This window comes from Mesorhizobium terrae (assembly GCF_008727715.1).
Taxonomy (GTDB): domain Bacteria; phylum Pseudomonadota; class Alphaproteobacteria; order Rhizobiales; family Rhizobiaceae; genus Mesorhizobium; species Mesorhizobium terrae.
Genome location: NZ_CP044218.1, coordinates 2,841,075 through 2,861,784 on the forward strand (window position 1 = coordinate 2,841,075; position 20,710 = coordinate 2,861,784).

22 protein-coding genes and 1 tRNA gene are annotated in these 20,710 nt (G+C 60.8%); 18 read left to right on the forward strand and 5 right to left on the reverse strand.

Annotation, left to right across the window (positions count from 1 at the left end):
- The first annotated feature begins 239 nt into the window (after positions 1–239).
- Positions 240–623: a hypothetical protein gene (locus tag FZF13_RS29595; protein WP_081766979.1), complete on the forward strand. Its 384-nt coding sequence runs from the start codon at positions 240–242 to the stop codon at positions 621–623.
- Here FZF13_RS29595 and FZF13_RS15030 read toward each other — a convergent pair.
- Positions 542–1,600 (reverse strand): aminopeptidase, encoded by a 1,059-nt coding sequence (locus tag FZF13_RS15030; RefSeq protein WP_024926892.1) that lies wholly within the window; start codon positions 1,598–1,600, stop codon positions 542–544. The two genes, FZF13_RS29595 and FZF13_RS15030, sit on opposite strands and share 82 nt — an antisense overlap.
- A 384-nt stretch (positions 1,601–1,984) precedes the next feature.
- On the opposite strand from FZF13_RS15030, the gene FZF13_RS15035 reads away from it, so the two are divergent.
- The 14 genes from FZF13_RS15035 to FZF13_RS29605 all read left to right on the forward strand — a co-directional run bounded on the left by FZF13_RS15035 (position 1,985) and on the right by FZF13_RS29605 (position 15,304).
- Positions 1,985–4,015, forward strand: a complete 2,031-nt coding sequence (locus FZF13_RS15035; RefSeq protein WP_024926891.1) for a conjugal transfer protein TraG — start codon at positions 1,985–1,987, stop codon at positions 4,013–4,015.
- 108 nt (positions 4,016–4,123) lie between these two features.
- Complete coding sequence (locus FZF13_RS15040) at positions 4,124–4,537, forward strand: hypothetical protein (protein WP_024926890.1); 414 nt, start codon at positions 4,124–4,126, stop codon at positions 4,535–4,537.
- A complete protein-coding gene (trbB, locus tag FZF13_RS15045; protein ID WP_024926889.1) occupies positions 4,534–5,502 on the forward strand; it encodes a P-type conjugative transfer ATPase TrbB in 969 nt (322 codons plus the stop codon). The genes FZF13_RS15040 and trbB overlap by 4 nt, the downstream gene beginning before the upstream one ends.
- 10 nt (positions 5,503–5,512) lie before the next feature.
- Entirely contained in the window at positions 5,513–5,821 is a 309-nt protein-coding gene (locus FZF13_RS15050; RefSeq protein ID WP_024926888.1) for a TrbC/VirB2 family type IV secretion system protein, read from the forward strand.
- Positions 5,821–6,093, forward strand: a complete 273-nt coding sequence (locus FZF13_RS15055; RefSeq protein WP_024926887.1) for a VirB3 family type IV secretion system protein — start codon at positions 5,821–5,823, stop codon at positions 6,091–6,093. Before FZF13_RS15050 ends, FZF13_RS15055 begins: the two co-directional genes overlap by 1 nt.
- Positions 6,087–8,537: a conjugal transfer protein TrbE gene (gene trbE, locus FZF13_RS15060; RefSeq protein WP_024926886.1), complete on the forward strand. Its 2,451-nt coding sequence runs from the start codon at positions 6,087–6,089 to the stop codon at positions 8,535–8,537. Before FZF13_RS15055 ends, trbE begins: the two co-directional genes overlap by 7 nt.
- Entirely contained in the window at positions 8,534–9,259 is a 726-nt protein-coding gene (gene trbJ, locus FZF13_RS15065) for a P-type conjugative transfer protein TrbJ (protein ID WP_024926885.1), read from the forward strand. Before trbE ends, trbJ begins: the two co-directional genes overlap by 4 nt.
- 33 nt (positions 9,260–9,292) lie before the next feature.
- Positions 9,293–10,615, forward strand: a complete 1,323-nt coding sequence (gene trbL / locus FZF13_RS15070; protein ID WP_024926884.1) for a P-type conjugative transfer protein TrbL — start codon at positions 9,293–9,295, stop codon at positions 10,613–10,615.
- Positions 10,616–11,347 (forward strand): conjugal transfer protein TrbF, encoded by a 732-nt coding sequence (trbF, locus tag FZF13_RS15075; RefSeq protein ID WP_024926883.1) that lies wholly within the window; start codon positions 10,616–10,618, stop codon positions 11,345–11,347.
- Positions 11,337–12,365, forward strand: coding sequence for a P-type conjugative transfer protein TrbG (trbG, locus tag FZF13_RS15080; RefSeq protein WP_024926882.1), 1,029 nt, complete (start codon positions 11,337–11,339; stop codon positions 12,363–12,365). The genes trbF and trbG overlap by 11 nt, the downstream gene beginning before the upstream one ends.
- A gap of 11 nt (positions 12,366–12,376) precedes the next feature.
- Positions 12,377–13,597: a TraB/TrbI/VirB10 family type IV secretion system protein gene (locus FZF13_RS15085; RefSeq protein WP_024926881.1), complete on the forward strand. Its 1,221-nt coding sequence runs from the start codon at positions 12,377–12,379 to the stop codon at positions 13,595–13,597.
- A gap of 3 nt (positions 13,598–13,600) precedes the next feature.
- Entirely contained in the window at positions 13,601–13,852 is a 252-nt protein-coding gene (locus tag FZF13_RS15090; RefSeq protein WP_024926880.1) for a DUF2274 domain-containing protein, read from the forward strand.
- A 94-nt stretch (positions 13,853–13,946) separates the two neighbouring features.
- Positions 13,947–14,210, forward strand: a complete 264-nt coding sequence (locus FZF13_RS29600; protein WP_395408857.1) for a hypothetical protein — start codon at positions 13,947–13,949, stop codon at positions 14,208–14,210.
- A complete protein-coding gene (locus FZF13_RS29605; RefSeq protein WP_353844578.1) occupies positions 14,117–15,304 on the forward strand; it encodes a tyrosine-type recombinase/integrase in 1,188 nt (395 codons plus the stop codon). The genes FZF13_RS29600 and FZF13_RS29605 overlap by 94 nt, the downstream gene beginning before the upstream one ends.
- Here FZF13_RS29605 and FZF13_RS15105 read toward each other — a convergent pair.
- Together FZF13_RS15105 and cpdR are read right to left on the reverse strand one after the other, a co-directional pair.
- A tRNA-Val gene (locus FZF13_RS15105) sits at positions 15,255–15,329 on the reverse strand. The two genes, FZF13_RS29605 and FZF13_RS15105, sit on opposite strands and share 50 nt — an antisense overlap.
- Positions 15,330–15,558: 229 nt before the next feature.
- The gene (cpdR, locus tag FZF13_RS15110; RefSeq protein ID WP_018429348.1) at positions 15,559–15,921 is read right to left on the reverse strand and encodes a cell cycle two-component system response regulator CpdR; all 363 of its coding nucleotides are present in this window, start codon (positions 15,919–15,921) and stop codon (positions 15,559–15,561) included.
- Positions 15,922–16,132: 211 nt separating this feature from the next.
- On the opposite strand from cpdR, the gene FZF13_RS15115 reads away from it, so the two are divergent.
- Positions 16,133–17,026: an N-formylglutamate amidohydrolase gene (locus FZF13_RS15115; RefSeq protein ID WP_036254561.1), complete on the forward strand. Its 894-nt coding sequence runs from the start codon at positions 16,133–16,135 to the stop codon at positions 17,024–17,026.
- A gap of 397 nt (positions 17,027–17,423) precedes the next feature.
- Positions 17,424–18,197 carry a histidinol-phosphatase gene (gene hisN, locus FZF13_RS15120; protein WP_024926879.1) on the forward strand — a complete coding sequence of 258 codons (774 nt, stop codon included), beginning with the start codon at positions 17,424–17,426 and terminating at the stop codon, positions 18,195–18,197.
- Positions 18,198–18,278: 81 nt separating this feature from the next.
- Here the strand turns inward: hisN and FZF13_RS15125 are convergent, their stop codons facing one another.
- Together FZF13_RS15125 and FZF13_RS15130 are read right to left on the reverse strand one after the other, a co-directional pair.
- Entirely contained in the window at positions 18,279–18,698 is a 420-nt protein-coding gene (locus FZF13_RS15125; protein ID WP_024926878.1) for a nuclear transport factor 2-like protein, read from the reverse strand.
- A 29-nt stretch (positions 18,699–18,727) separates the two neighbouring features.
- Positions 18,728–19,699 (reverse strand): alpha/beta fold hydrolase, encoded by a 972-nt coding sequence (locus FZF13_RS15130; protein ID WP_024926877.1) that lies wholly within the window; start codon positions 19,697–19,699, stop codon positions 18,728–18,730.
- Positions 19,700–20,181: 482 nt separating this feature from the next.
- On the opposite strand from FZF13_RS15130, the gene FZF13_RS15135 reads away from it, so the two are divergent.
- Positions 20,182–20,649, forward strand: coding sequence for an Hsp20 family protein (locus tag FZF13_RS15135; protein ID WP_024926876.1), 468 nt, complete (start codon positions 20,182–20,184; stop codon positions 20,647–20,649).
- Positions 20,650–20,710 lie beyond the last annotated feature (61 nt).

The window sequence follows — 20,710 nt, forward strand, 5'->3', positions numbered from 1 at the left end:
TGCTCCAACGTGACTCAACGAGGCCGTGGATGGACCAGGATCATCGTGCTGTTTGCTTCGAGACGAATTCTCCGTTCAGATGCTCACCGTCAGGGAATATCGACATCGGTGGTTACACCTCCGTGATTTGAACCTGCACCGTGATCGGCGAAAGCCTGACCGGATGCAGAGTAGCCAGAGACGGAGCGACCTAGATCGATGAGAAGCCGGCGATGTAGCCGGTGCGCTTCCGCGCTTGTATGCCCGCTGGCTGCTTCGTGTCGGTGACCTTCGACGCTCCGACGCTGGTCGCTCTGCGTACCGCCACAGTGCTCAAGGTCAAGGCGGCGGCTGATGGTGGCGCCGCTGCTCCGTTCTCGATCTTGCGGCACGGCTTCGCCACAGCACTTGATCGTGTTGGGGGTGCTGTCGCGTTGACGGCCGGTGCCACCGCGAAGCAGGAGAGGGGTATCTTCCGGCCTCGCCCGAAACCTGCCGGTCCGCCTACGGCTCCGCCCAGATTCAGCGCATCCCAGAAAACTGGCTCCCAGGCCTGTTCAAGTCAATCGCACGTCTTCGCGGCATCAAGCGCTTCGGCGCGGGAAGATTTGGGCAAACTCCCGATCCGTTGGACTGACGCGTAGAACCTTGGGTAGTCGCTAGCACACAAGTCGAACAATCGAAGAAATGCCGGAACCTGTTCGCCGTAAACGGCGGTCGCGGCGAGTTTTGCATTGTTGATCGGCGCATCGAACCAGGCGTCGTATCCTCTATATCCAGCCCAACGCCTGTCACGCATGTGTCGGTACCGCATCCGCAGTTTTTCGATGGTTGCTGCCTTCGCAACCGCCATTTGCTCCGGGGGGCGGGGATTTTCGTAAACCCGCTGCAATTCGTCTCGCGTTTTCGCCAGAAGCCTAAGAAAATTGGCCCTGCGTTCGCGGTCGGCTTCGTAGCGGCGCAGTCCGGCGAGATCGCCAACAGCGCGCAGCCATGTCCTCACACCAGTGGTTTCGACGGCGACCGCGAAGGCTTCATTGAACGCAGAGTCGTCGTTCACATAGATGCGCTGATGCGCCAGCTCGTGAAAAACAAGGCTTGCCAGATAAGTGTTGTCCTGACGCAGCATGGTGCTGAGCAGCGGGTCACTGGACCAGCCAAGGGTCGAATATGCGGTGACGCCCGTGATGTAGACGTCCATCCCCGCTCCATGAAGTTCGTCGGCGCTTTCAGCCGCGGATTTCCGATCAAAATAACCACGGTACGGAACGCAACCGAAAACGGGAAAACACCATGTTCGTGGTGCCAGGGAGAATTGCGGCGCGGCAAAAACCGCCCAGGTCACGGCCTCCCGACCAATATCGACATAGCTGCGGTAACTGTTGTTTTCAGGCAGTGCCAATTCGTCCGTTGCAAAGCGCCTTATGGCGCTTGCCGACGTCAATTTGGCGCGCAGCGGCTCGGGCGTCGCAGGATCATGGATCAGTTTTCCGACATTCTCGCGTGCAGCCATGATTTTCACATGACCCTCCAGCGACTGCGCATAGTAGGAAATGCTTGTGCAGCCGGTCACTGCGGAACCCGCAATTACCGCAGCAAGCAAACGAAAAACGCGCTTCACAGTCGATCCGCCATTTGCCCATCACCCCAAAGCAAACGTTCCAATTGCACGGTCTCAAACAGGCGCGGCAATTTTCGTCAAGAGGTGGAAGGGACAGCGGATCGAACTTTGCCAGGATGACAATTCGTCACTTGCGAGTGGGCGAATATCCATCGCAGGGCAGTGTCAGCGAGAACGGATGACGTTGCTTTTCTTGGGGACAACCGTCGCAAGTTTACCAACATGCCCAGACCGCAATCTCGCACGCTAGGCGACAGCTGCACCTATGAGCCCATGGTTCAAACCGGCGAAGTCCGCTCGGTCGCACATGCGCGCACATAGGACATGTTCGAGACTCCCGCACGTCGCGCCATGCTGCTCCCGTCCACAAGCGGAGCCCCCTCCATGACACCGACAAAGTTGCTTGTCGGCCAGATCGCCGTCGTGCTGGTAATTGTCCTCTTTGGCGTGTGGGCTGCGACCCAATGGTGCGCGCACATGCTGGATTACCAGCCGCAGCTCGGGCCGCCGTGGGTTCTGGTGGCTGGCTTGCCGGTCTATGCACCATGGAAGCTCTTCGAATGGTGGTTCCATTTCGATGCCTATGCTCCTGAGGTTTTTGACAAGGCTGGCGCGCTCGCCGGCTTCAGCGGTTTCTTGGGCTGTGCTGCCGCAATCATTGGTTCGCTCTGGCGTGCGCGACAGCGCGGACTGGTCACCACCTACGGCTCCTCGCGATGGGCCAAGACGCAGGAGATCGAAGAAGCAGGGCTATTTCGGCCGGCAGGGGTTTTCCTAGGCAGATTGAAGGATCGGTTTCTGCGTCATGACGGACCGGAGCACGTCATGGCCTTTGCGCCAACGCGCTCGGGCAAGGGTGTCGGGCTGGTCATTCCAACCCTGCTTTCCTGGACCGGTTCAACCGTCATCCACGACATCAAAGGCGAGAACTGGCAGCTGACATCTGGCTGGCGGTCGAAGTTTTCGCACTGTCTTTTGTTCAATCCGACGGATCCGAGATCGGCGCGCTACAATCCGCTGCTGGAGGTTCGCAAAGGTCTGGACGAGGTCAGGGACGTCCAGAACATCGCCGACATACTCGTCGATCCGGAAGGGGCGCTTGAGCGGCGAAATCACTGGGAGAAGACCAGTCATTCACTGCTGGTCGGCGCCATTTTGCACGTGCTCTACGCGGAAGAGGAAAAGACGCTTGCCCGTGTCGCTACCTTCCTCTCGGACCCGCAGCGCTCGTTTGCCGCGACGCTGCGGCGTATGATGACCACCAACCATCTCGGGACTGCGGATAGGCCTCAGGTTCATCCGGTGGTGGCTTCGGCGGCCCGAGAGGTGCTGAACAAATCTGAGAATGAGCGCTCCGGCGTTCTCTCCACCGCCATGTCGTTCCTTGGACTCTATCGCGATCCAACTGTAGCAGCGGCCACGTCCGCCTGCGATTGGCGTATTGCCGATCTTATGGACGCCGACCGACCGGTATCGCTCTATCTGGTCGTGCCGCCGTCAGATATCTCACGAACCAAGCCACTGGTGCGACTTGTGCTCAACCAGATCGGCAGGCGTCTGACGGAGCGGCTGGAGGGTGATCCGAAAAAGAGCCGTAAACACCAGCTGCTCATGATGTTGGACGAGTTTCCGGCGCTCGGCCGACTAGACTTCTTCGAGACCGCGCTGGCCTTCATGGCGGGATACGGGATCCGCGCCTATCTGATCGCGCAATCGCTCAACCAGATTTCGAAGGCCTATGGCGAGAACAACGCTATTCTCGACAACTGCCATGTGCGGATTGCCTTCTCCTCCAACGACGAGCGCACCGCCAAACGCATCTCGGATGCTCTCGGCACCTCAACCGAGCTGAGGTCCATGCGCAACTATGCCGGACACCGGCTGGCGCCCTGGCTTTCGCATGTCATGGTAAGCCGCCAGGAAACCGCCAGGCCGCTGCTGACGCCCGGTGAGGTGATGCAACTGCCACCAACTGACGAGCTGTTGTTGGTTTCGGGCTTGTTGCCGATCCGGGCGAAGAAGCTGCGCTATTATCAGGACCGGAATTTTACTGAGCGGGTGCTGCCTGCGCCGACGCCAGGCGACGGCCCCTATGCGGACTGTCCTGCACCGCGCCCGGACGAATGGATCGGACAGGTGCGCGGCGTTGATCGTCGTCTGGCCGTCGATAGCAAGATCACCGGTGCGACAATCGAAGACGAGGGAGGCGTCCAGCAGCAACGTCATCCTGGTTTGTCCGAAGAGCACAACGTCATTGCCGACGCGCCTGAGCAAGATGATCTGTTCAGACCGACCGACGATGACAGTGAGACGGTCGCCGACAAGCGCGTCATGGATCGGGTTTCCAACGTGTCTCGCGCCTATGGCATCAATGAAGGGAAGGGCGAGGAGAAGGACATCGTGCCCGGCTTCTGATCCAGAGCGCATCACAGCGCAGATAACGGCCATAAGCGATTTCGAGCATATGGCCGATGCTTATTCCCGCCGCCGGCACGCAGAGCCGGCCCTTCGGAATGAGCCGCTATGAAATCTCGCTGCATTCGTCATCAGTTTCTGCTCGAACCCGAGCTAAGCGAGAAGCTGAATAACCTCAGCCGCGATCCCGCCACCACCAAGTCGGCGGTCGTGGCGAAGGCGGTGCAAGCTTTCATCGAGCAACGCGGAGAGAACGAGCTCGACCAGCGTTACGGCGTGAGGCTCGATCGCCTCTCCCGCGACCTCAATCATATCAGGCTCGATGCCGAGACGATCCTGGAGAGCCTGGCGCTCTTCATCCGTTTCTCCATCACGCTTCATGCCCACACGCCGGTTCCAGACAGGGCAACGCAGGCGATTGCCCAGGAGCGTTTCGAGAAATTCGTCGAACAGGTCGGGCGTCAGATCGCTTCGAGGAAACGGTCGCTTGGCAAGGATCGTGGCGAGGGAGGGGAAGCATGAGCGCCCATCCCGAAGCCGACCTTCGCCGGCGTTCCATGCTGCGCACCGCCATGGGGCTGGCGATCACCGAAGCCCTTGCCGATCCATTGGTCATCGAGGTGATGGTCAATCCCGACGGCGCTCTGCGGCTGGACAGGCTGGGAGAGGGGCGGGTCGATACCGGCGTCAGCGTGCATCCCTCCGAGGCGGAACGCATCATTCGCCTGGTTGCTTCCCACATCCGTGCGGAGACACATCGGGATAACCCCATAGTCAGTGCCGAACTGCCGTCTGGCGAGCGCTTCGAAGGCCTGCTGCCGCCTGTCGTCACGGCGCCATGTTTTGCCATCCGCAAGCCCGCGCAAAAGCTCTATTCGCTAGCCGATTACGTGGCGGACAAGATCATGCTGCCAGTGCAGGCCGAAGCGCTGAAGAAGGCGGTCATCGAGCGGCGCAACATCCTGGTTGCAGGCGGCACGTCGTCGGGAAAGACAACACTAGCCAATGCCCTGCTTGCGGAAGTCGCCCGACGCGATGAGCGGGTGATCCTGATCGAGGATACGCGCGAACTGCAATGTGCCGCGAAGGACTGCGTTGCGTTACGCACGAGAAGGGGCTCGGTCACGCTTGCCGATCTCGTGCGTTCGACGCTTCGGCTCAGACCCGACCGCATCATTGTCGGCGAGGTCAGGGGCGCTGAAGCGCTCGATATGCTGAAGGCGTGGAATACGGGGCACCCCGGCGGCATCGCCACCGTCCACGCCAATTCCGTGCGCTCCGCCCTCTACCGCATCGAGCAACTTGCCCAAGAGGCCGTGGTCACGGTGCCGCGCCGCCTCATTGCAGATGCCGTCGATCTGATCGTCTTTATCGCCGGTCGCGGTTCCGCGCGCCGCATCGATGGGATCGCCGAGGTCTCCGGCCTCGATGGCAATGGCGACTACGCCGTCACCGAGCTCACACATTCGCAACTCCAGCAGCTTTGAAGGGAATCTCATGCGCAAGAAGCTTCGCTGCCTTTCGTTAACCGCGCTCGTATTTCTGCTCGCAGCGCCGGCTTACGCTGCCGGCTCCGGCATGCCTTGGGAACAGCCGCTGCAACAGATCCTGCAGTCGGTTCAGGGACCGGTGGCGAAGATCATCGCGGTCATCATCATCATCACCACGGGCCTGACTCTTGCTTTTGGAGACACGGGGGGCGGTTTCCGCCGGCTTATCCAGATCGTCTTCGGCCTGTCGATCGCATTCGCGGCATCGAGCTTCTTCCTCTCCTTCTTTTCCTTCGACGGCGGAGCGCTGGTTTGATGGTTTCCGGAGAGCAGCATATCGAGGGCTTCGAGGTTCCCGTTCACCGGGCATTGACCGAACCGATCCTGCTGGGTGGCGCACCACGTGCCGTGGCGATCCTCAACGGCACCGTGACCGCCGCCATCGGCTTCGGTCTGCAGCAATGGATCGCCGGTCTGGTGCTCTGGATTGCTGGCCATTCGCTGACGGTCTTTGCCGCAAGACGCGATCCGGATTTCGCCAGCGTGCTTGTCCGCCACCTTCGCCAGAAAGGATGGCTGGCATGCTGAACCTTTCGGAATATCGCAGAAAGGCCGACCGGCTTGCCGACCATTTGCCCTGGGCCGCTCTGATCGGGCCAGGCATCGTGCTCAACAAGGACGGCAGCTTTCAGCGCAGCTTCCGATTTCGAGGTCCTGATCTTGAAAGCGCGACGGAAGCCGAGCTCGTCGGGATATGTGCGCGTGCAAACAATGCGCTCAAGAGGCTTGGCTCCGGCTGGGCGTTGTTTTTCGAGGCCGAGCGCGCCGAAGCGCTTGGCTATCCGGCCTCGCATTTTCCCGATGCTGCCTCATGGCTGGTCGATGAGGAACGACGCGCGGCCTTCGAGGGCAAGGTCGCGCATTTCGAGAGTTTCTATCATCTGACCTTGCTGTTCATTCCACCGCCGGATGCTCAGGCACGGGCTGAAAGCGCGTTTGTCGAGTCACATCACCTGGAGGGCGAACGAAACTGGCGCCAGGAATTCGCACAATTCCGCGGCGAAACGGATCGCGTCCTGGATCTTTTGTCAGGCCTTATGCCTGAAATCAGTGCTCTCGATGATGCGGAAACGTTGACCTATCTCCATGGCACGATCTCGCCGCATCGCCATCCGGTCGTCGTGCCGGAAACTCCGATGTATCTCGACGCCCTGCTGGTCGATGCACCGCTTACCGGCGGACTGGAGCCGATGCTGGGCGAACATCATCTGCGCACCCTGACTGTACTTGGGTTTCCGAACCTCACTCGACCTGGAATCCTCGATGCGCTCAACCACCAGGACTTCACCTATCGCTGGATGACCCGCTTTATTCCGCTCGACAAGGCGGAAGCCACGAAAGCCCTGACTCGGTTGCGGCGGCAGTGGTTTGCCAAGCGCAAGTCGATCGCCGCCATACTGCGCGAGGTCGTGACCAACGAACCGGTTCCTCTCGTAGACAGTGATGCGGACAACAAGGCGCTCGATGCGGACGCCGCCCTTCAGGCACTCGGCGGGGATCACGTCGGTTTCGGTTACCTCACCACGACCGTAACGGTGAAGGACAAGGATCATCACGCCGCTGCCGAAAAGCTGCGCGCGGTCGAACGCATCATCAATGGGTTGGGCTTCACCACCATCCGCGAAAGCGTCAATGCGGTCGAGGCATGGCTCGGCTCGCTGCCGGGTCATGTCTATGCCAATGTTCGCCAGCCGCTCATTCACACGTTGAACCTTGCCCATCTCATGCCGCTGTCGTCGGTGTGGGCGGGCCCGGCGACAAACGCGTATATCGCCAAGGTAACCGGACGATCTGCTCCTCCGCTTTTCGTTGCCGAAACCAGCGGTTCGACACCATTCCGGCTTTCCACCCATGTCGACGATGTCGGCCACATGCTGATCGTTGGCCCGACTGGCGCTGGCAAATCTGTCCTGCTTGCCCTAATCGCATTGCAGTTTCGTCGGTATGCCGATGCCCAAGTCTATGTTTTCGACAAAGGCAATTCGGCCCGAGCGGCAACGCTTGCCATGGGCGGGGGACATCATGCACTTGGCGCAGACGGCGCGCTTTCCTTCCAGCCGCTGCGCGACATTGGCGATCAAGCGGCGCGCAGTTGGGCAGCCGAATGGATCGCCAACCTCATAACGCATGAGAACGTCACCGCCACGCCGGAAGTGAAGGAAGCAATCTGGTCGGCGCTGACCAGCCTTACCACAGCGCCGGCACAGGAACGCACGCTGACCGGCCTTTCGCTCCTGCTTCAGTCCAATGCGCTGAAGTCTGCCCTATTGCCGTACACGCTCGATGGTCCTTTCGGGCGGCTGCTCGATGCCGACGATGATCGGCTGGCATTGTCGGATGTGCAGTGCTTCGAGACCGAAGAGCTTATGCATCAGCAAAGTGCTGTCCTGCCGGTGCTCACTTATCTCTTCCATCGCCTCGAAAAGCGGTTTGACGGTCGCCCAACGCTACTTATTCTCGATGAGGCCTGGGTCTATCTCGACAACCCTCTCTTTGCCGCTCGCATTCGCGAATGGCTGAAGGTTCTGCGAAAGAAGAACGTATCGGTCATCTTCGCTACGCAATCGCTTGCCGACATCTCTGGCTCGACGATTGCGCCTGCAATCATCGAGAGCTGCCCCCAGCGTATCTTCCTTCCCAATGACCGTGCCGTGGAACCGCAGGCGCGCACGGCCTATGAGCGCTTCGGTCTTAACGAACGCCAGATCGATTTGATCGCTCGCGCCACGCCGAAGCGTCACTACTACCTGCAATCGCGCCGCGGCAATCGCCTGATCGAGCTTGGCCTGGGGCCGATCGCTCTCGCGCTTTGCGGCGCCTCCGATCCGGCTAGCCAGGCCCTGATCGACGGCATCCTGTCCGAGCATGGCCGAGAGGGCTTCGCCTCCCGCTTCCTGAACGCACGCGGTCTCGATTGGGCCGCCGAGCTTCTTCGCCAGTTCCCTCAACCAGACAAGGAGCAATCGCCATGACGCGGCGCCGTTTTCTCTGCAGCCTGTTTGCCGTTTCGCTGATCGCCAAGTCGATGGCTGGTTCCATCCAGCCTGCTCATGCCCGCATCGTGTTCGATCCGTCGAATTACGCGCAAAATGTTCTGACGGCGGCGCGTTCGCTGGAACAGATCAACAACCAGATCCAGTCGCTTCAAAACCAGGCGACCATGCTGCAGAACATGGCGCGTAATCTTCAGCGCCTGGATTTTTCGTCACTTGGCCAGCTCACCGGCGCGCTTCATCGCATCGATGGATTGATGGACCAGGCCGGTGGCCTGAGCTTCGATCTCGACAAGCTTCAAGGCCAATGGCGCAGCCAGTATCCGGAAAGCTATGACGCTTCGATCAAGATCAGCGATGTAGCGGGTGCTGCACGCGGGCGCTGGCAAAACGCCATGCAGGCGTTTCGCCAGACCATGAGCGTGCAGTCGCAGATCGTCGAGAATGTGCGCAGTGACGGCGACCTGCTTGCCGATCTTGTCAGCCGCAGCCAGAGTGCTGCGGGCGCGCTTCAGGCAAGCCAGGCCACCAACCAGCTGATCGCGCTTTCCACCAAACAACAGATGCAGATCCAGACTCTGCTTGCGACGCAGTTTCGGGCGGAGGTCGAGGATGCCGCCCGCAAGGCGCAATCTGAAGAGGCCGCCCGCCAGATGACAAAGCGCTTTCTCGGTTCTGGCGCTGCCTATCGCGGCAACTGATCCACGGTCCTTCAAGACAAGCGAGACGGTGACATGAACGATCTTGGGGTCATTGATCGCTTCCTGCAGACCTTCATCCGCTATATCGACAGCGGGTTCGGCCTGCTTTCTGGCGACGTCGCCTTTCTCACCACCATCCTGATCGGGATCGACATTACGTTGGCGGGTCTGGCCTGGGCGTTCGGCGGGGAGCCCAATATCTTCGGCCGGCTCATGCGCAAGGTGCTCTATGTCGGCGCCTTCGCGTACATCCTGAACAATTTCAAAAACCTCGCCGATATCATCTATCGATCCTTTGCCGGTCTTGGCATCAACGCGTCCTCCGGAAATCTCTCCGCCGCCAGTCTCCTGCGGCCCGGCCGCATTGCCGCAACGGGTTTCGAAGGCGCCTGGCCACTGCTCGATCAGGCAAGCCAGCTTCTGGGCTTCCCCGAAATCTTCGGCAACGCGCTGACCATCTTCGTGCTGCTGGTGGCCTGGTTTTTGGTCATCATCGCCTTCTTCATCCTTTCCATCCAGCTCTTCATCACCATCCTGGAATTCAAGCTCACCACGCTGGCGGGTTTTGTCCTTGTTCCCTTTGCGCTGTGGAGCCGTTCGGCGTTTCTGGCCGAGCGCGTGCTCGGCAATGTGATCTCGTCAGGTATCAAGGTGATGGTACTCGCCATCATCGTCGGGATCGGTTCCACGATGTTCGGCGAGTTCGCTTCCGCGCTGCAAGGCAAGGAGCCGGATCTGGCCGCAGCCATGTCCCAGGTCCTTGGCGCGCTGGCGCTGCTTGGGCTCGGCATCTTCGGGCCCGGGATTGCGTCGGGTCTGGTTTCGGGTGCGCCACAGCTCGGCGCGGGCGCCGCACTCGGAACCGGTGTGGCGGCGGCTGGCGCATCGCTTGTTGCCGGCGGTGCCGCGCTTGCCGGCATACGCATGGCGACCGGCAGCGGTCTCGCTGCAATCCGCGCCGGCACAACCATGGGGTCGGCTGCTTCTTCTGCGTGGCAGATGGGTCAGGCGACCTCTCCCGGCACCGGCCTATCTGGCGTCGCCGCTGGAATACATGGCGTGACCAGTGCCGCTGGTGGTGCTGCGAGGCAGGCAGCGAAATCCGCGGCTGGAAAATTCGGACGCAGCGTCGATGCAGGACGCGAAGCTGCGTGGACGGCAACCGGCGGTAAGCCGGTCACCTCAATGGCCGAAAGCACGGACGCTGCTGCCGGCGATGCGGCCCCGGCCTGGGCAAGACGCCTGCGTTCAGAACAGACCGCCCGTGCTCATCGCCATGCCGCCATTCAAGCCGTCCGCGACGGTGACAGGGCAGGCGGCAGCGCCAATCCGTCTCTCAACGACAAGGAAGACTAGATGCTCTTCAAACGCCCCGTTCAACGCTACGGCAGGACACCGCAACCGGTCACGCCGTACCAGAAAGCCGCCCAGCTTTGGGACGAGCGTATCGGCTCCTCTCGGGTGCAGGCCAGAAATTGGCGGCTCATGGCGGTCGGTTGCCTGGCTTTGTCGACCGGGCTTTCTGGCGGACTTTTATGGCAGTCGATGCAAAGCCGCGTCGTGCCGTATGTCATCGAGGTTGACCGTTTGGGTGAGGTGCGCGCTGTAGCGCCCGCCATCCAGGATTATGTCCCGGACGATGCCCAGATCGCCTGGCATCTCGGCCGCTTCATCCAGAACGTTCGCTCCGTATCCACAGATCCGGTGCTGGTTCGGCAAAATTGGCTGGCGGCCTATGATTTCGCCACCGATCGAGCCGCCCTTTTCCTGAACGAATACGCCAAGGCGAATGATCCTTTCGGTCAGATCGGCACCCGCAGCGTATCCGTGCAGGTGACCAGCGTGGTGAGGGCTTCCGACAGCTCCTTCCAGGTCAAATGGACGGAGCAGGTTTTCGAGCGCGGCAGCCTTGTCAGCACGACTCGCTGGACCGGGATCCTGGCCATCGTAATCCGGTCACCGCGGAATACGGATCAACTGCGCAAGAACCCGCTCGGCGTGTTCATCAATGCCATCGCCTGGTCGCGTGAGCTCGACAGCGCCGCGCCGCAAGCCGTTTCTCCCAAGGAGCCCACTAATGACAAATAGACATTCATCGCTCTCTGCGCTGCTCGTACTGTCGACCTCGGCCGCGGTTCTTTCGGCCTGCGCGTCTAAGCCGGTGCCGCCGCCTCAAATCTCTTATGACCCGACAGACTTCAAACCCGCGGCCATCGAGAAGGCGCCGGAAAAACCGGTCAAGATAGTCGAAGTGCCGAAGCCATTGCCGCTTCCGGGGCAGTTGCAGCCCGAGCCCGGCAAAGTCGCCGAAGACAAACGCTCGCCTGAAGAACGGGTCGCCGATGCCAACAAGGCTGCGACACAGCAGCCCAGCAAATTTGGCTACGTCAATGCGGTGCAGGTCTACCCCTTCGCCGACGGCGCACTCTACCAGCTCTACGCCGCCCCAGAACGCGTAAGCGATATCGCACTGCAACCGGGCGAGAAACTGACAGCTGTGTCGGCCGGCGACACCGTGCGGTGGGTTATCGGCGATACGGTCAGTGGCACCGGTGGGAACCAACGGACCCACGTGCTGGTGAAACCCTTTGCTGCCGGGCTTACCACCAATCTGGTGATCACCACGGAACGGCGAACGTATCACCTGCAACTCCAAAGCACCGAAAAGACCGCCATGGCTGCAATCTCCTGGACTTACAGCGAGGACCAGATCATCGCGTTGCGCCAGCGCAATGCTCGAGCTGAAGCCGCCCTGCCAGTGGCATCGAATGTCGCGCTGGAAAACATCCGCTTCCGCTACGCGATTACTGGCGATACGCCGCCCTGGCGACCGGCACGTGCCTTCGATGACGGCAGCAAGGTCTATATCGAATTTCCGCGCCGCATCGATCAGGGTGAAGCGCCACCGCTCTTCATCGTCGGACCGGATGGCGGAAACCAACTGGTCAACTACCGTGTTCGTGGCAACTACTACATCGTGGATCGGCTTTTTGCCGCCGCCGAACTGCGCCTTGGAAACAAACAGCAGGAGGTGGTGCGCATCGCCAGGACCGACGGCAGGCAGCTGTCGCCACGCCTGCCTCTTTTTGCGCGTTCCAGCCGGTGACGGGAGGGAATATGATCGACACTTCCCGCTCCAATCTTCCGCCGAAGCTCGATCCTGAAAAATTGCAGTTGCGAGGTTCGCCGCGACGCGCCGTGCGGTTCCGGCGCGGCGTGATTGTTACGATTGCAGCCGTTGGGTCTGGCACCGTCTTTGGCGTGACCATGTTCGCGCTGCGGGGGCCGGCACTTCATCTGAAGCAGCAGGTCGAAGAGTTATACAACACTGACCGCAAGCCAACGGCCGAGGGGCTTGATGCCCTGCCCAAGGATTATTCCGGGATCAGGCGGAAGGCTCCCGTTCTGGGGCCACCTCTACCGGGGGACTTGGGGCGTCCGATCCTGGAACATCAACGCCAGCTCGGTATCGCGCCAGGGAACTCCCTCACTGATGAGGGGCAACGTCTTGCACAGCAGGCGATCGAGGCACGCGAGTCGAAAGTCCTCTTTCAAATTGAAAATCGTTTCAGCCAGGTGGCCGGTGGCGGGCAAAGCGTAGCGGAGTCCTTTAAAGCGCAGCCGCCGTCGGAAGCGACGGTCGCTTCAGCTTCCGTGGCACCGGCTGAAGGCGATCAAGGCAACCAGCAGCGCAAACTCGATTTTGTCGGTCAGCAGAACAAGAGTGACATCTACAATTCACACGCCCTGCAGACGCCGGCGTCACCCTATCAGTTGATGGCCGGCAGCGTGATCGCGGCAAGCCTGATCACTGGCATCAAATCCGACTTGCCAGGTCTGGTCGTCGCACAGGTCACCGAAAATGTGCACGACACAGTGACCGGCAGTATCCTGCTCGTTCCACAGGGTTCCCGACTGATCGGCTCCTATGACAGCGTCGTTGCCTTCGGGCAAAAACGCGCGCTCCTGGTCTGGCACCGCATTTTGATGCCAGACGGCTCGTCCATAGAAATCGACAATCTGCCGGCGACCGACACCGCCGGTTATGCCGGGCTCGAGGACGAGGTGGATTTCCACACCTGGCAGGTGATCAAGGGCGTCGCGCTTGCCACCTTGCTGGGTGTCGGCACGGAATTGAGGTTCGGCGACAGCGAAAGCGATCTGGTCAAGGCAATACGCGAATCCGCTCAGCAAAATGTCAGCCGGGCCGGCCAGCGCATCACCGAGAAGAACTTGAATATCCAGCCTACGATCACTGTCCGCCCTGGCTGGCCGCTGCGCGTCATCGTGTGCAAGGATCTGGTGCTGCGGCCTTACCCAAACTCAGAGCAGGAGTAGATCATGTCGAATCTGAAACTCGGGAAGTTGCCGGACCGGACACCATCCAAAATCACCATCAGCATAAGCGCTGACCTGAGCCAGGCGCTCAACGACTACGCAGCAGTTTACCGCCAGACCTATGGCCAATCGGAAACGCTGGCAGAGCTCATACCATTTATGCTCGGCGTATTCCTTGAAAGCGACCGGGTTTTTGTGAAAGCGAGACGGGAAGGTCTTCGGAGTTCGGGCAACCGGACGAAAGGCGAAATATGACGGTGCGGTCATGTCAGTCGCTAGATTCGAACGACCGATGTCGGAAGGAGAGGCCGCGAAAGCACTGGGGGTGTCGATCGACACGCTTCAACGTATGCGAAAGCGTGGCGACATCAGTTACTTGAAGGTCGGTGGTAGATATCGATACACTCAACAAATTCTACTGGACTACATCGAAAACAGGACGGTCAAAGCATGCGCGAACAGCGAGAGCGGATCGGAGAAATTGCCGGGTACTGGCTCTCCCAGCGGCCGCGCTCCCGAATGTGGCATGCGACCTGGTTCGACTCCTCTTCCCGACAAACAAAGCGCGTTTCTCTCGGCACAGCAGACCTTCGGGAAGCCCAAATCCTCCTAGCGGAGTTTGTCGCCAAAAAAGCTCGCGTTCAGAGCTCGGAGCCGGCCGATACGCCGCTCGCTGAGGTGCTGCTGCGCTATTGGCACGGACATGTCTGCAAGCTCGATAGCCAAGGACGTCTTGTTCGTATCGCCAGTCATGACCAGGCGAAACATGCACTTGCCCTTTGGAATGAATTTTGGGGTGGAGCGACCGTCGCTGAGCTGAGAATCGACAGGCAGGAGGCGTTCGTCATTTGGCTGAAAGACCGCGGGTACAAGAACGCCTACGTTTCTCGGGTTCTTTCTGTCGGCCGGGCTGCAATCAATCGTGCCTGGAAGCGGCAAGAAATCAAATCAGCTCCCTTCATTATCGACGAGCCTGATCGAAGCGACCAGAAGGAGCGTTACCGCCTCACCCTCGACGAAATGCGACAGCTGCTGACGACGGCGAGGAAATGGCCCCATTTGCATACTTTCTGCATGATTGCCCTCAACACGCTTGCTCGGCCTGATGCGGTTCTCGATCTCTCGCCGAGACAAGTCGATTTGGAAATGCGGCGGATCGAACTAAACCCACCCGGACGAAAGCAGACCAAGAAAAGGCGACCCGTTGTTCCAATCACGGAAACCCTGCTGCCCTATGTGAAGGCTCTGGACGTGGAACGCTTCGTCCATTGGCACGGAAAACCGATTGCCAGCATAAAGAAGGTCTTCGCAACTATGGTGAAGGAGGCGGGTCTACCCAAGGAGGTCACCCCTTACAGCCTGCGTCACACAATGGCGGCGGAGCTTCGTCGACGTGGTGTGCCGGCGTGGGAGGTCCAGGGGCTGCTCGGCCACAAAGCGGCTGGTACCACGGAGATTTATGCCAAATTCGACCCGGATTACATGGCCAGAGGCAGCCAGGCCATCGACGATTATTTTATCGAGTTGAGATCGATTCTAGAGCGTCGGGGCGCCAATTCAGCCAAATCGAATTGGATTTGCGTGCCACCTGCGTTGCACCCGGCAGAAATTCGCCTGCCGGTGGATCTGAAAAACTTTTCAACATCAAGTGGGTGGATGGTGGGCGTGACAGGGATTGAACCTGTGACCCCTACGATGTCAACGTAGTGCTCTCCCGCTGAGCTACACGCCCATCCGATGCCGCGCATACACCACTTTTGTTTCGGTGCGTCAATAGCGAGAAACACGAAAGAAAGCCGACATCCAAAATGCCGCGATGGGATTGTCTCATGTGGCCCCGGGAGTTGGCGGAATCGTGCGTGCCGAGCGCAATTTGCTTGTGAAAAGGTCGCACCAAGGCCGCAGGTGAGGCCTGCCAACCGGTTCACGGCCGATACTGGGGAATAGCTATCTGGAGCTGTTTAGGCCGCGTGCAGCATCTTCTCGACCTCATTGACGAGGTCGCGCAGGTGGAACGGCTTCGACAGAACCTTGGCGTCGCGCGGCGCTTTCGAATCGGGGTTCAGCGCGACCGCGGCAAAACCGGTGATGAACATCACCTTCAGGTCCGGATCGATCTCGGTGGCGCGGCGGGCTAGTTCGATGCCGTCCATTTCGGGCATGACGATGTCGGTCAGGAGCAGCGAGAACGGCTCTTCGCGCAGCCGCTCATAGGCGCTGGCGCCGTTGTCGAAATCGCTGACCTGGTAGCCTGCACGCTCGAGCGCCTTGACCAGGAACCGGCGCATATCGTCATCGTCTTCCGCCAGCAGAATGCGTGCCATTCTTGTCCCGTCCGAATCATCCCCCCGGAGATTGTAGAGAAACAATCCCGTTAACCATCTCGTATATGGAATCACAGCGGTAAACATCAAGTGAATGTTGGCGCCTCATCCCCAGCGTCACGTCATCAAAGAGTGCCGAAATGCTGGACATGCGGCCAGTGCGATGGCACGGTGGAGCCATGAAACGCCTGTGTCAGTGGGTTCCTGAGATTTGACGTCGGCAGCCGAGGATTTTGCGGTCGTCCCGCCCTTCGAAATCCGCTCGGGCGCTGAACAGCGCGTTCCTTTCGTCTTCAACTCGCCGCACAGCGGCAGGCATTATCCCGACCGCTTCCTGGCCATGGCCAAGCTCGATCGCACGGCGATCCGCCGTTCGGAGGATTGTTATGTCGACGAGCTATTCGGCGCGGCGGTCGCACTCGGCGCGCCGATGCTGGCCGCGAATTTCCCACGCGCCTATCTCGATGTGAACCGGGAGCCGTGGGAACTCGACCCGCGCATGTTCGCCGAGCCGGTGCCGCCTTATTGCAATATCCGCTCGGCCCGGGTGGCAGGCGGGCTCGGCACCATTCCCAGGCTGGTCGGCGAGGGGCTCGACATCTACGCCGCAAGGCTGCCGTTGTCGGAAGCGTTCGGGCGCATCGAGACCGTCTACAAGCCCTATCACGACACGCTGAAGAAGCTGATCGCCGGTACCCACACCCGCTTTGGTTTCGCCGTGTTGATCGACTGCCATTCGATGCCGGCCAGCGTGCGGACCGGCGACCAGGGCATGCGGCCAGACTTCATTGTCGGCGACCGTTTCGGCACCTCGGCATCGGCCGCGCTGACGCAATGCGCGATCAGCCTCCTGACCGGTATGGGTTATTCGGTCGCCTACAACAAACCCTATGCCGGCGGCTTCATCACCGAACATTACGGGCGGACGGCGCGAAACCTGCATGCACTGCAGATCGAGGTCAATCGCGGCCTCTACATGAACGAGCGGACCCTCCAGAAATCCGCCGGCTTCAGTGCCTTGGCGGATGATCTCGCCCGCTTCGCGGCCGATCTGATGGCGATACCGGACCACCATTTCCTCGACCTGCCGGAAGCGGCGGAGTGAGGAGTGGATAGAGAGTAGGGAATAGTGAGTAGGGAATAGTGAGTAGTGAGTGGGGAAACGGTACTGACGCCCCGGCTCGCGCCAAGGCTACCTGACTACTCACTGAAATCTCACGGAAATCCAGCCTATAAAAAAGGACCGCATCGTTGACACGACGCGGTCGAAGTCTAGGGAGGAAACGCCCAAGGTGGGCATGGACAGGAGAACCTGTCCGCATCCGAGATTATTGTGCGCTGCACAAAAGTCAAGCGAGTTATTAATTCAAAATGAAATATGAAATGTCGGCCGCGCGTCGCACGTGACATTGCGGCAACGCGTTTGGTAAGTACGACGGCCGGACGCGAGGGCGCGTTGAGGTTAGAGAAAAGCCGGCCAGCAGGGGCCTCAGGAGAAAACATTGAACATTTCCCCCGATTTCATGCGGCGGATCGCCGGCGCGGCCGCAGCCGAGACCTTGCCGCGTTTCCGCAGCCAGGGCGCGGTGGTCAACAAGCTCGCCGCCGGTTTCGACCCGGTCACCGAGGCTGATCGCGAGGCCGAGCGCGCTATCCGCGCGCTGATCGGCGCGGAGTTTCCGGACCATGGCATCCTTGGCGAAGAGCATGGCAGCGAGAACCTGGCCAGCCGCCATGTCTGGGTGATCGATCCGATCGACGGCACCCGCGCCTTCATCTCGGGTCTACCGGTGTGGGGCACGCTGGTCGGGCTGACGGTGGATGGCGATGCTGTGGCCGGCATGATGTCACAACCCTTCACCGGCGAATTGTTCTACGCCAATGCCGATGGCGCCTTCTATGAAGGACCGGGCGGCCCGCGCAAACTCGCGGCGCGCAGGACGACGAAGCTGGAGGACGCGACGCTGTTCACCACCACGCCGGCACTGTTCAAGGGTGAGGCGCGTGGCCGCTTCGACCGCTTCGAGACCAGGGTGCAGCTCTCGCGCTACGGCACCGATTGTTATGCCTTCGCGATGGTGGCGGCCGGCAGCGTCGACATCGTCGTCGATCCGGGCCTGAAACCCTATGACATCGTGGCGCTGATCCCGATCATCGAGAAGGCCGGTGGCGTTATCACCACCTTCGACGGCCGGCCAGCCGAGAATGGCGGCGACATCCTGGCCGCCGCAACGCCCGAACTGCACGAGGCGGCCATGGAAGCGTTGCGGGCCTGAGAAGCTGGTTCGCCGAAGGCGAATTGAAAGGTCCGGTGGACCTTTCAAAGCTACAAATGCCCGAGGGCTTGCGGCAGCCGGTCAGAAACCGTCGCAGTTCTCGGCGAGACGCTTCTGGCGGGCGTCGACGATCTTGCCGTCGGCGACGCTGTAGGTTTCCTGGTTGAGGGTGAGACCCGGCTGGAAATCGTAACAGACGATCATCGTGATCGAGGTTTCGCCTTTTTCCTGCAGCCTGTGGCGGATGTCGGCATTGGCCAGGATGTCCTGCGACTGCTCCATATAGGCGATGAATTCATCGCGGCTCTGCGACTTGCCGGAAGCCTCGGTGTGGAATGTGGCGCTCGGTGCGATCAGGCCGGCAAGGCCGGCAATATCGGGTTGGTCGAGCAGCCGGTACCATTCCTGCATCACCCGCTCCGGCTCGTCGGCCGCCGCCGGCGCAACAGCGAAGGCGGCCAGCGCCAATGCGGCTGCGAACTTGAGGCTGCGGGTCGTCATGGCCGGTATCCTCGTCTCGCTCTATCCCGTCAGCCCGCGGCCAAAGCCGCCTGCGCTTCGCTGCCGGGAATGAAGGCATCGAAGGCCGCCAGCAGCTGTTCGCGATAATAATCCTTTTCCTGCAGGATCTCGTGTTCGGCGCCGTCGATCATCAGGAAGGAGCCCAGCCGCACATGCCGGGCGAAATGCTCGACGGCACGGGTCGAGACGACCCGGTCGGCGCTCGCGCCGATGATCAGCGTCGGCACTTTCATCGCGGCCATGAATTCGGGATCTCGCACCGTCTCGGCGGCGATCGCGGCGGCACGCAGCCAGCGCACCGTCGGCCCGCCGAGCGCGAGCTGCGGATAGGCCTGGTAAAGGCCGGTGTTGCGCTTGTAGCGGTCCGGGTCGCTGGTCAGCTTGTTCTCCTCGAACGGCGTCGGCAGCGCCTTTCGCGGTCCCCAGGCAGCGTAGAGGCGGCCGAGGCCGAGCACAGTCGCCGCCGTGGTCAGGCCGCGCAGCGTCTTCATCGACACCGGCTGGCCGGGCAGGGCCAGGAAGGGCGCGATCAGCACCATGCGCTGCACCCGGTTCACCATGGTGGGCGCCGAAAGCAACGCCACCAGCGCGCCGGCCGAATGCGCCAGGATGTAGTACGGCCCGCGGCAATCCGGCAGTACTACCTCGGCAAACAGCTGTTCGAGGTCGCGGGCATAATCGCGGAAGCTCTTCACATAGCCGCGCTGCGGGTTGCGCAGCAGCCGGTCCGACGCGCCCTGGCCGCGCCAGTCGAGGATGGCAACACCGAACCCCCGGCTGGAGAGATCGCGGATGGTCTCGAAATATTTCTCGATGCACTCGTTGCGGCCGGGCAGCAGCACCACTGTCCCCTTGAGCGGTCGGCCGGTGGCGGCGAAGCGGGCGTAGCGAATCTGCTTGCGGTCGCGCGTGGTGAAGAAGCCCGCAACGGCATTTTCAGGAACGGGATTGCCGGGGAGGTCGTAGAACAGGTCGGTCATCGCGCGCAATCAGGCGGTTCGCGCCCGCAACCGGGCCAATCATCAGGTGATAGAAGCAAACGGGTAAAATGCAAAGCAAATCCGGTCGGCCGCGAATGCGCGAAGCCGGAAGCCGCCTTCAGGCGCGCTTCCGGCTCCTGTCGATCCGGGAGGAAGGGACGTTGCTACCCGGCTCGGCCTCGTCGCGGCGCCTTTGTTGCCGCCGCTCATCGCGATGTTGAGGCAAGCCTAACGCAAGCCGTCTGAACGGCGGCAAAAGGGGCGGTTCATCCGCCGTTCATCTAGGGTCTGGAGCGTAGATGCCCTTCGAGGCCGGCAAAGGCGCTCGGTACGATCTTCGGCGAATGTCTTGAAACACTTTTCGAGGCCACCCAAATGTCCTGTGCGGCCGCCGATGTCGGGGTCGCTGGTCCGTTGGGAACGCCGCAAGGGTTTCGTCAGGGCCATTACGCAAACCATGTTGCTCAACAGGAGAACACACCATGCGTCATGTCGATTTTTCCCCGCTCTATCGCTCGACCGTCGGTTTCGACCGGCTGTTCACCATGCTGGATTCGGTGGCCCAGCCGGAAGGCGGCCAGAGCTATCCGCCCTACAACATCGAGCGCACCGGCGAGGATTCCTACCGGATTTCGATGGCGGTCGCCGGCTTCGCGGAAGATGAAGTCTCGATCGAGGCCCACCGCAACGTGCTGACCATCAAGGGTGAGCGCAAGGACGAGACCAATGGCGAAGGTTCCGAAGTGCTTTATCGCGGCATCGCCGCGCGTGCCTTCGAGCGCCGCTTCCAGCTTGCCGACCATGTCGATGTCGTCGGTGCCGCGCTCAAGAACGGCCTGCTTCACATCGACCTGAAGCGCAACATTCCCGAAGAGCTGAAGCCCCGCAAGATCGCCATCTCGGCTGCTCCGGCCAAGGCCAAGCAGATCGAGGCCAAGGCCGCCAACTAAAGCGGTCGGCTTCGCAAAGCCTCCCTCCCAAGACGAAAGCGGCGCCGCGAGGCGCTGCTTT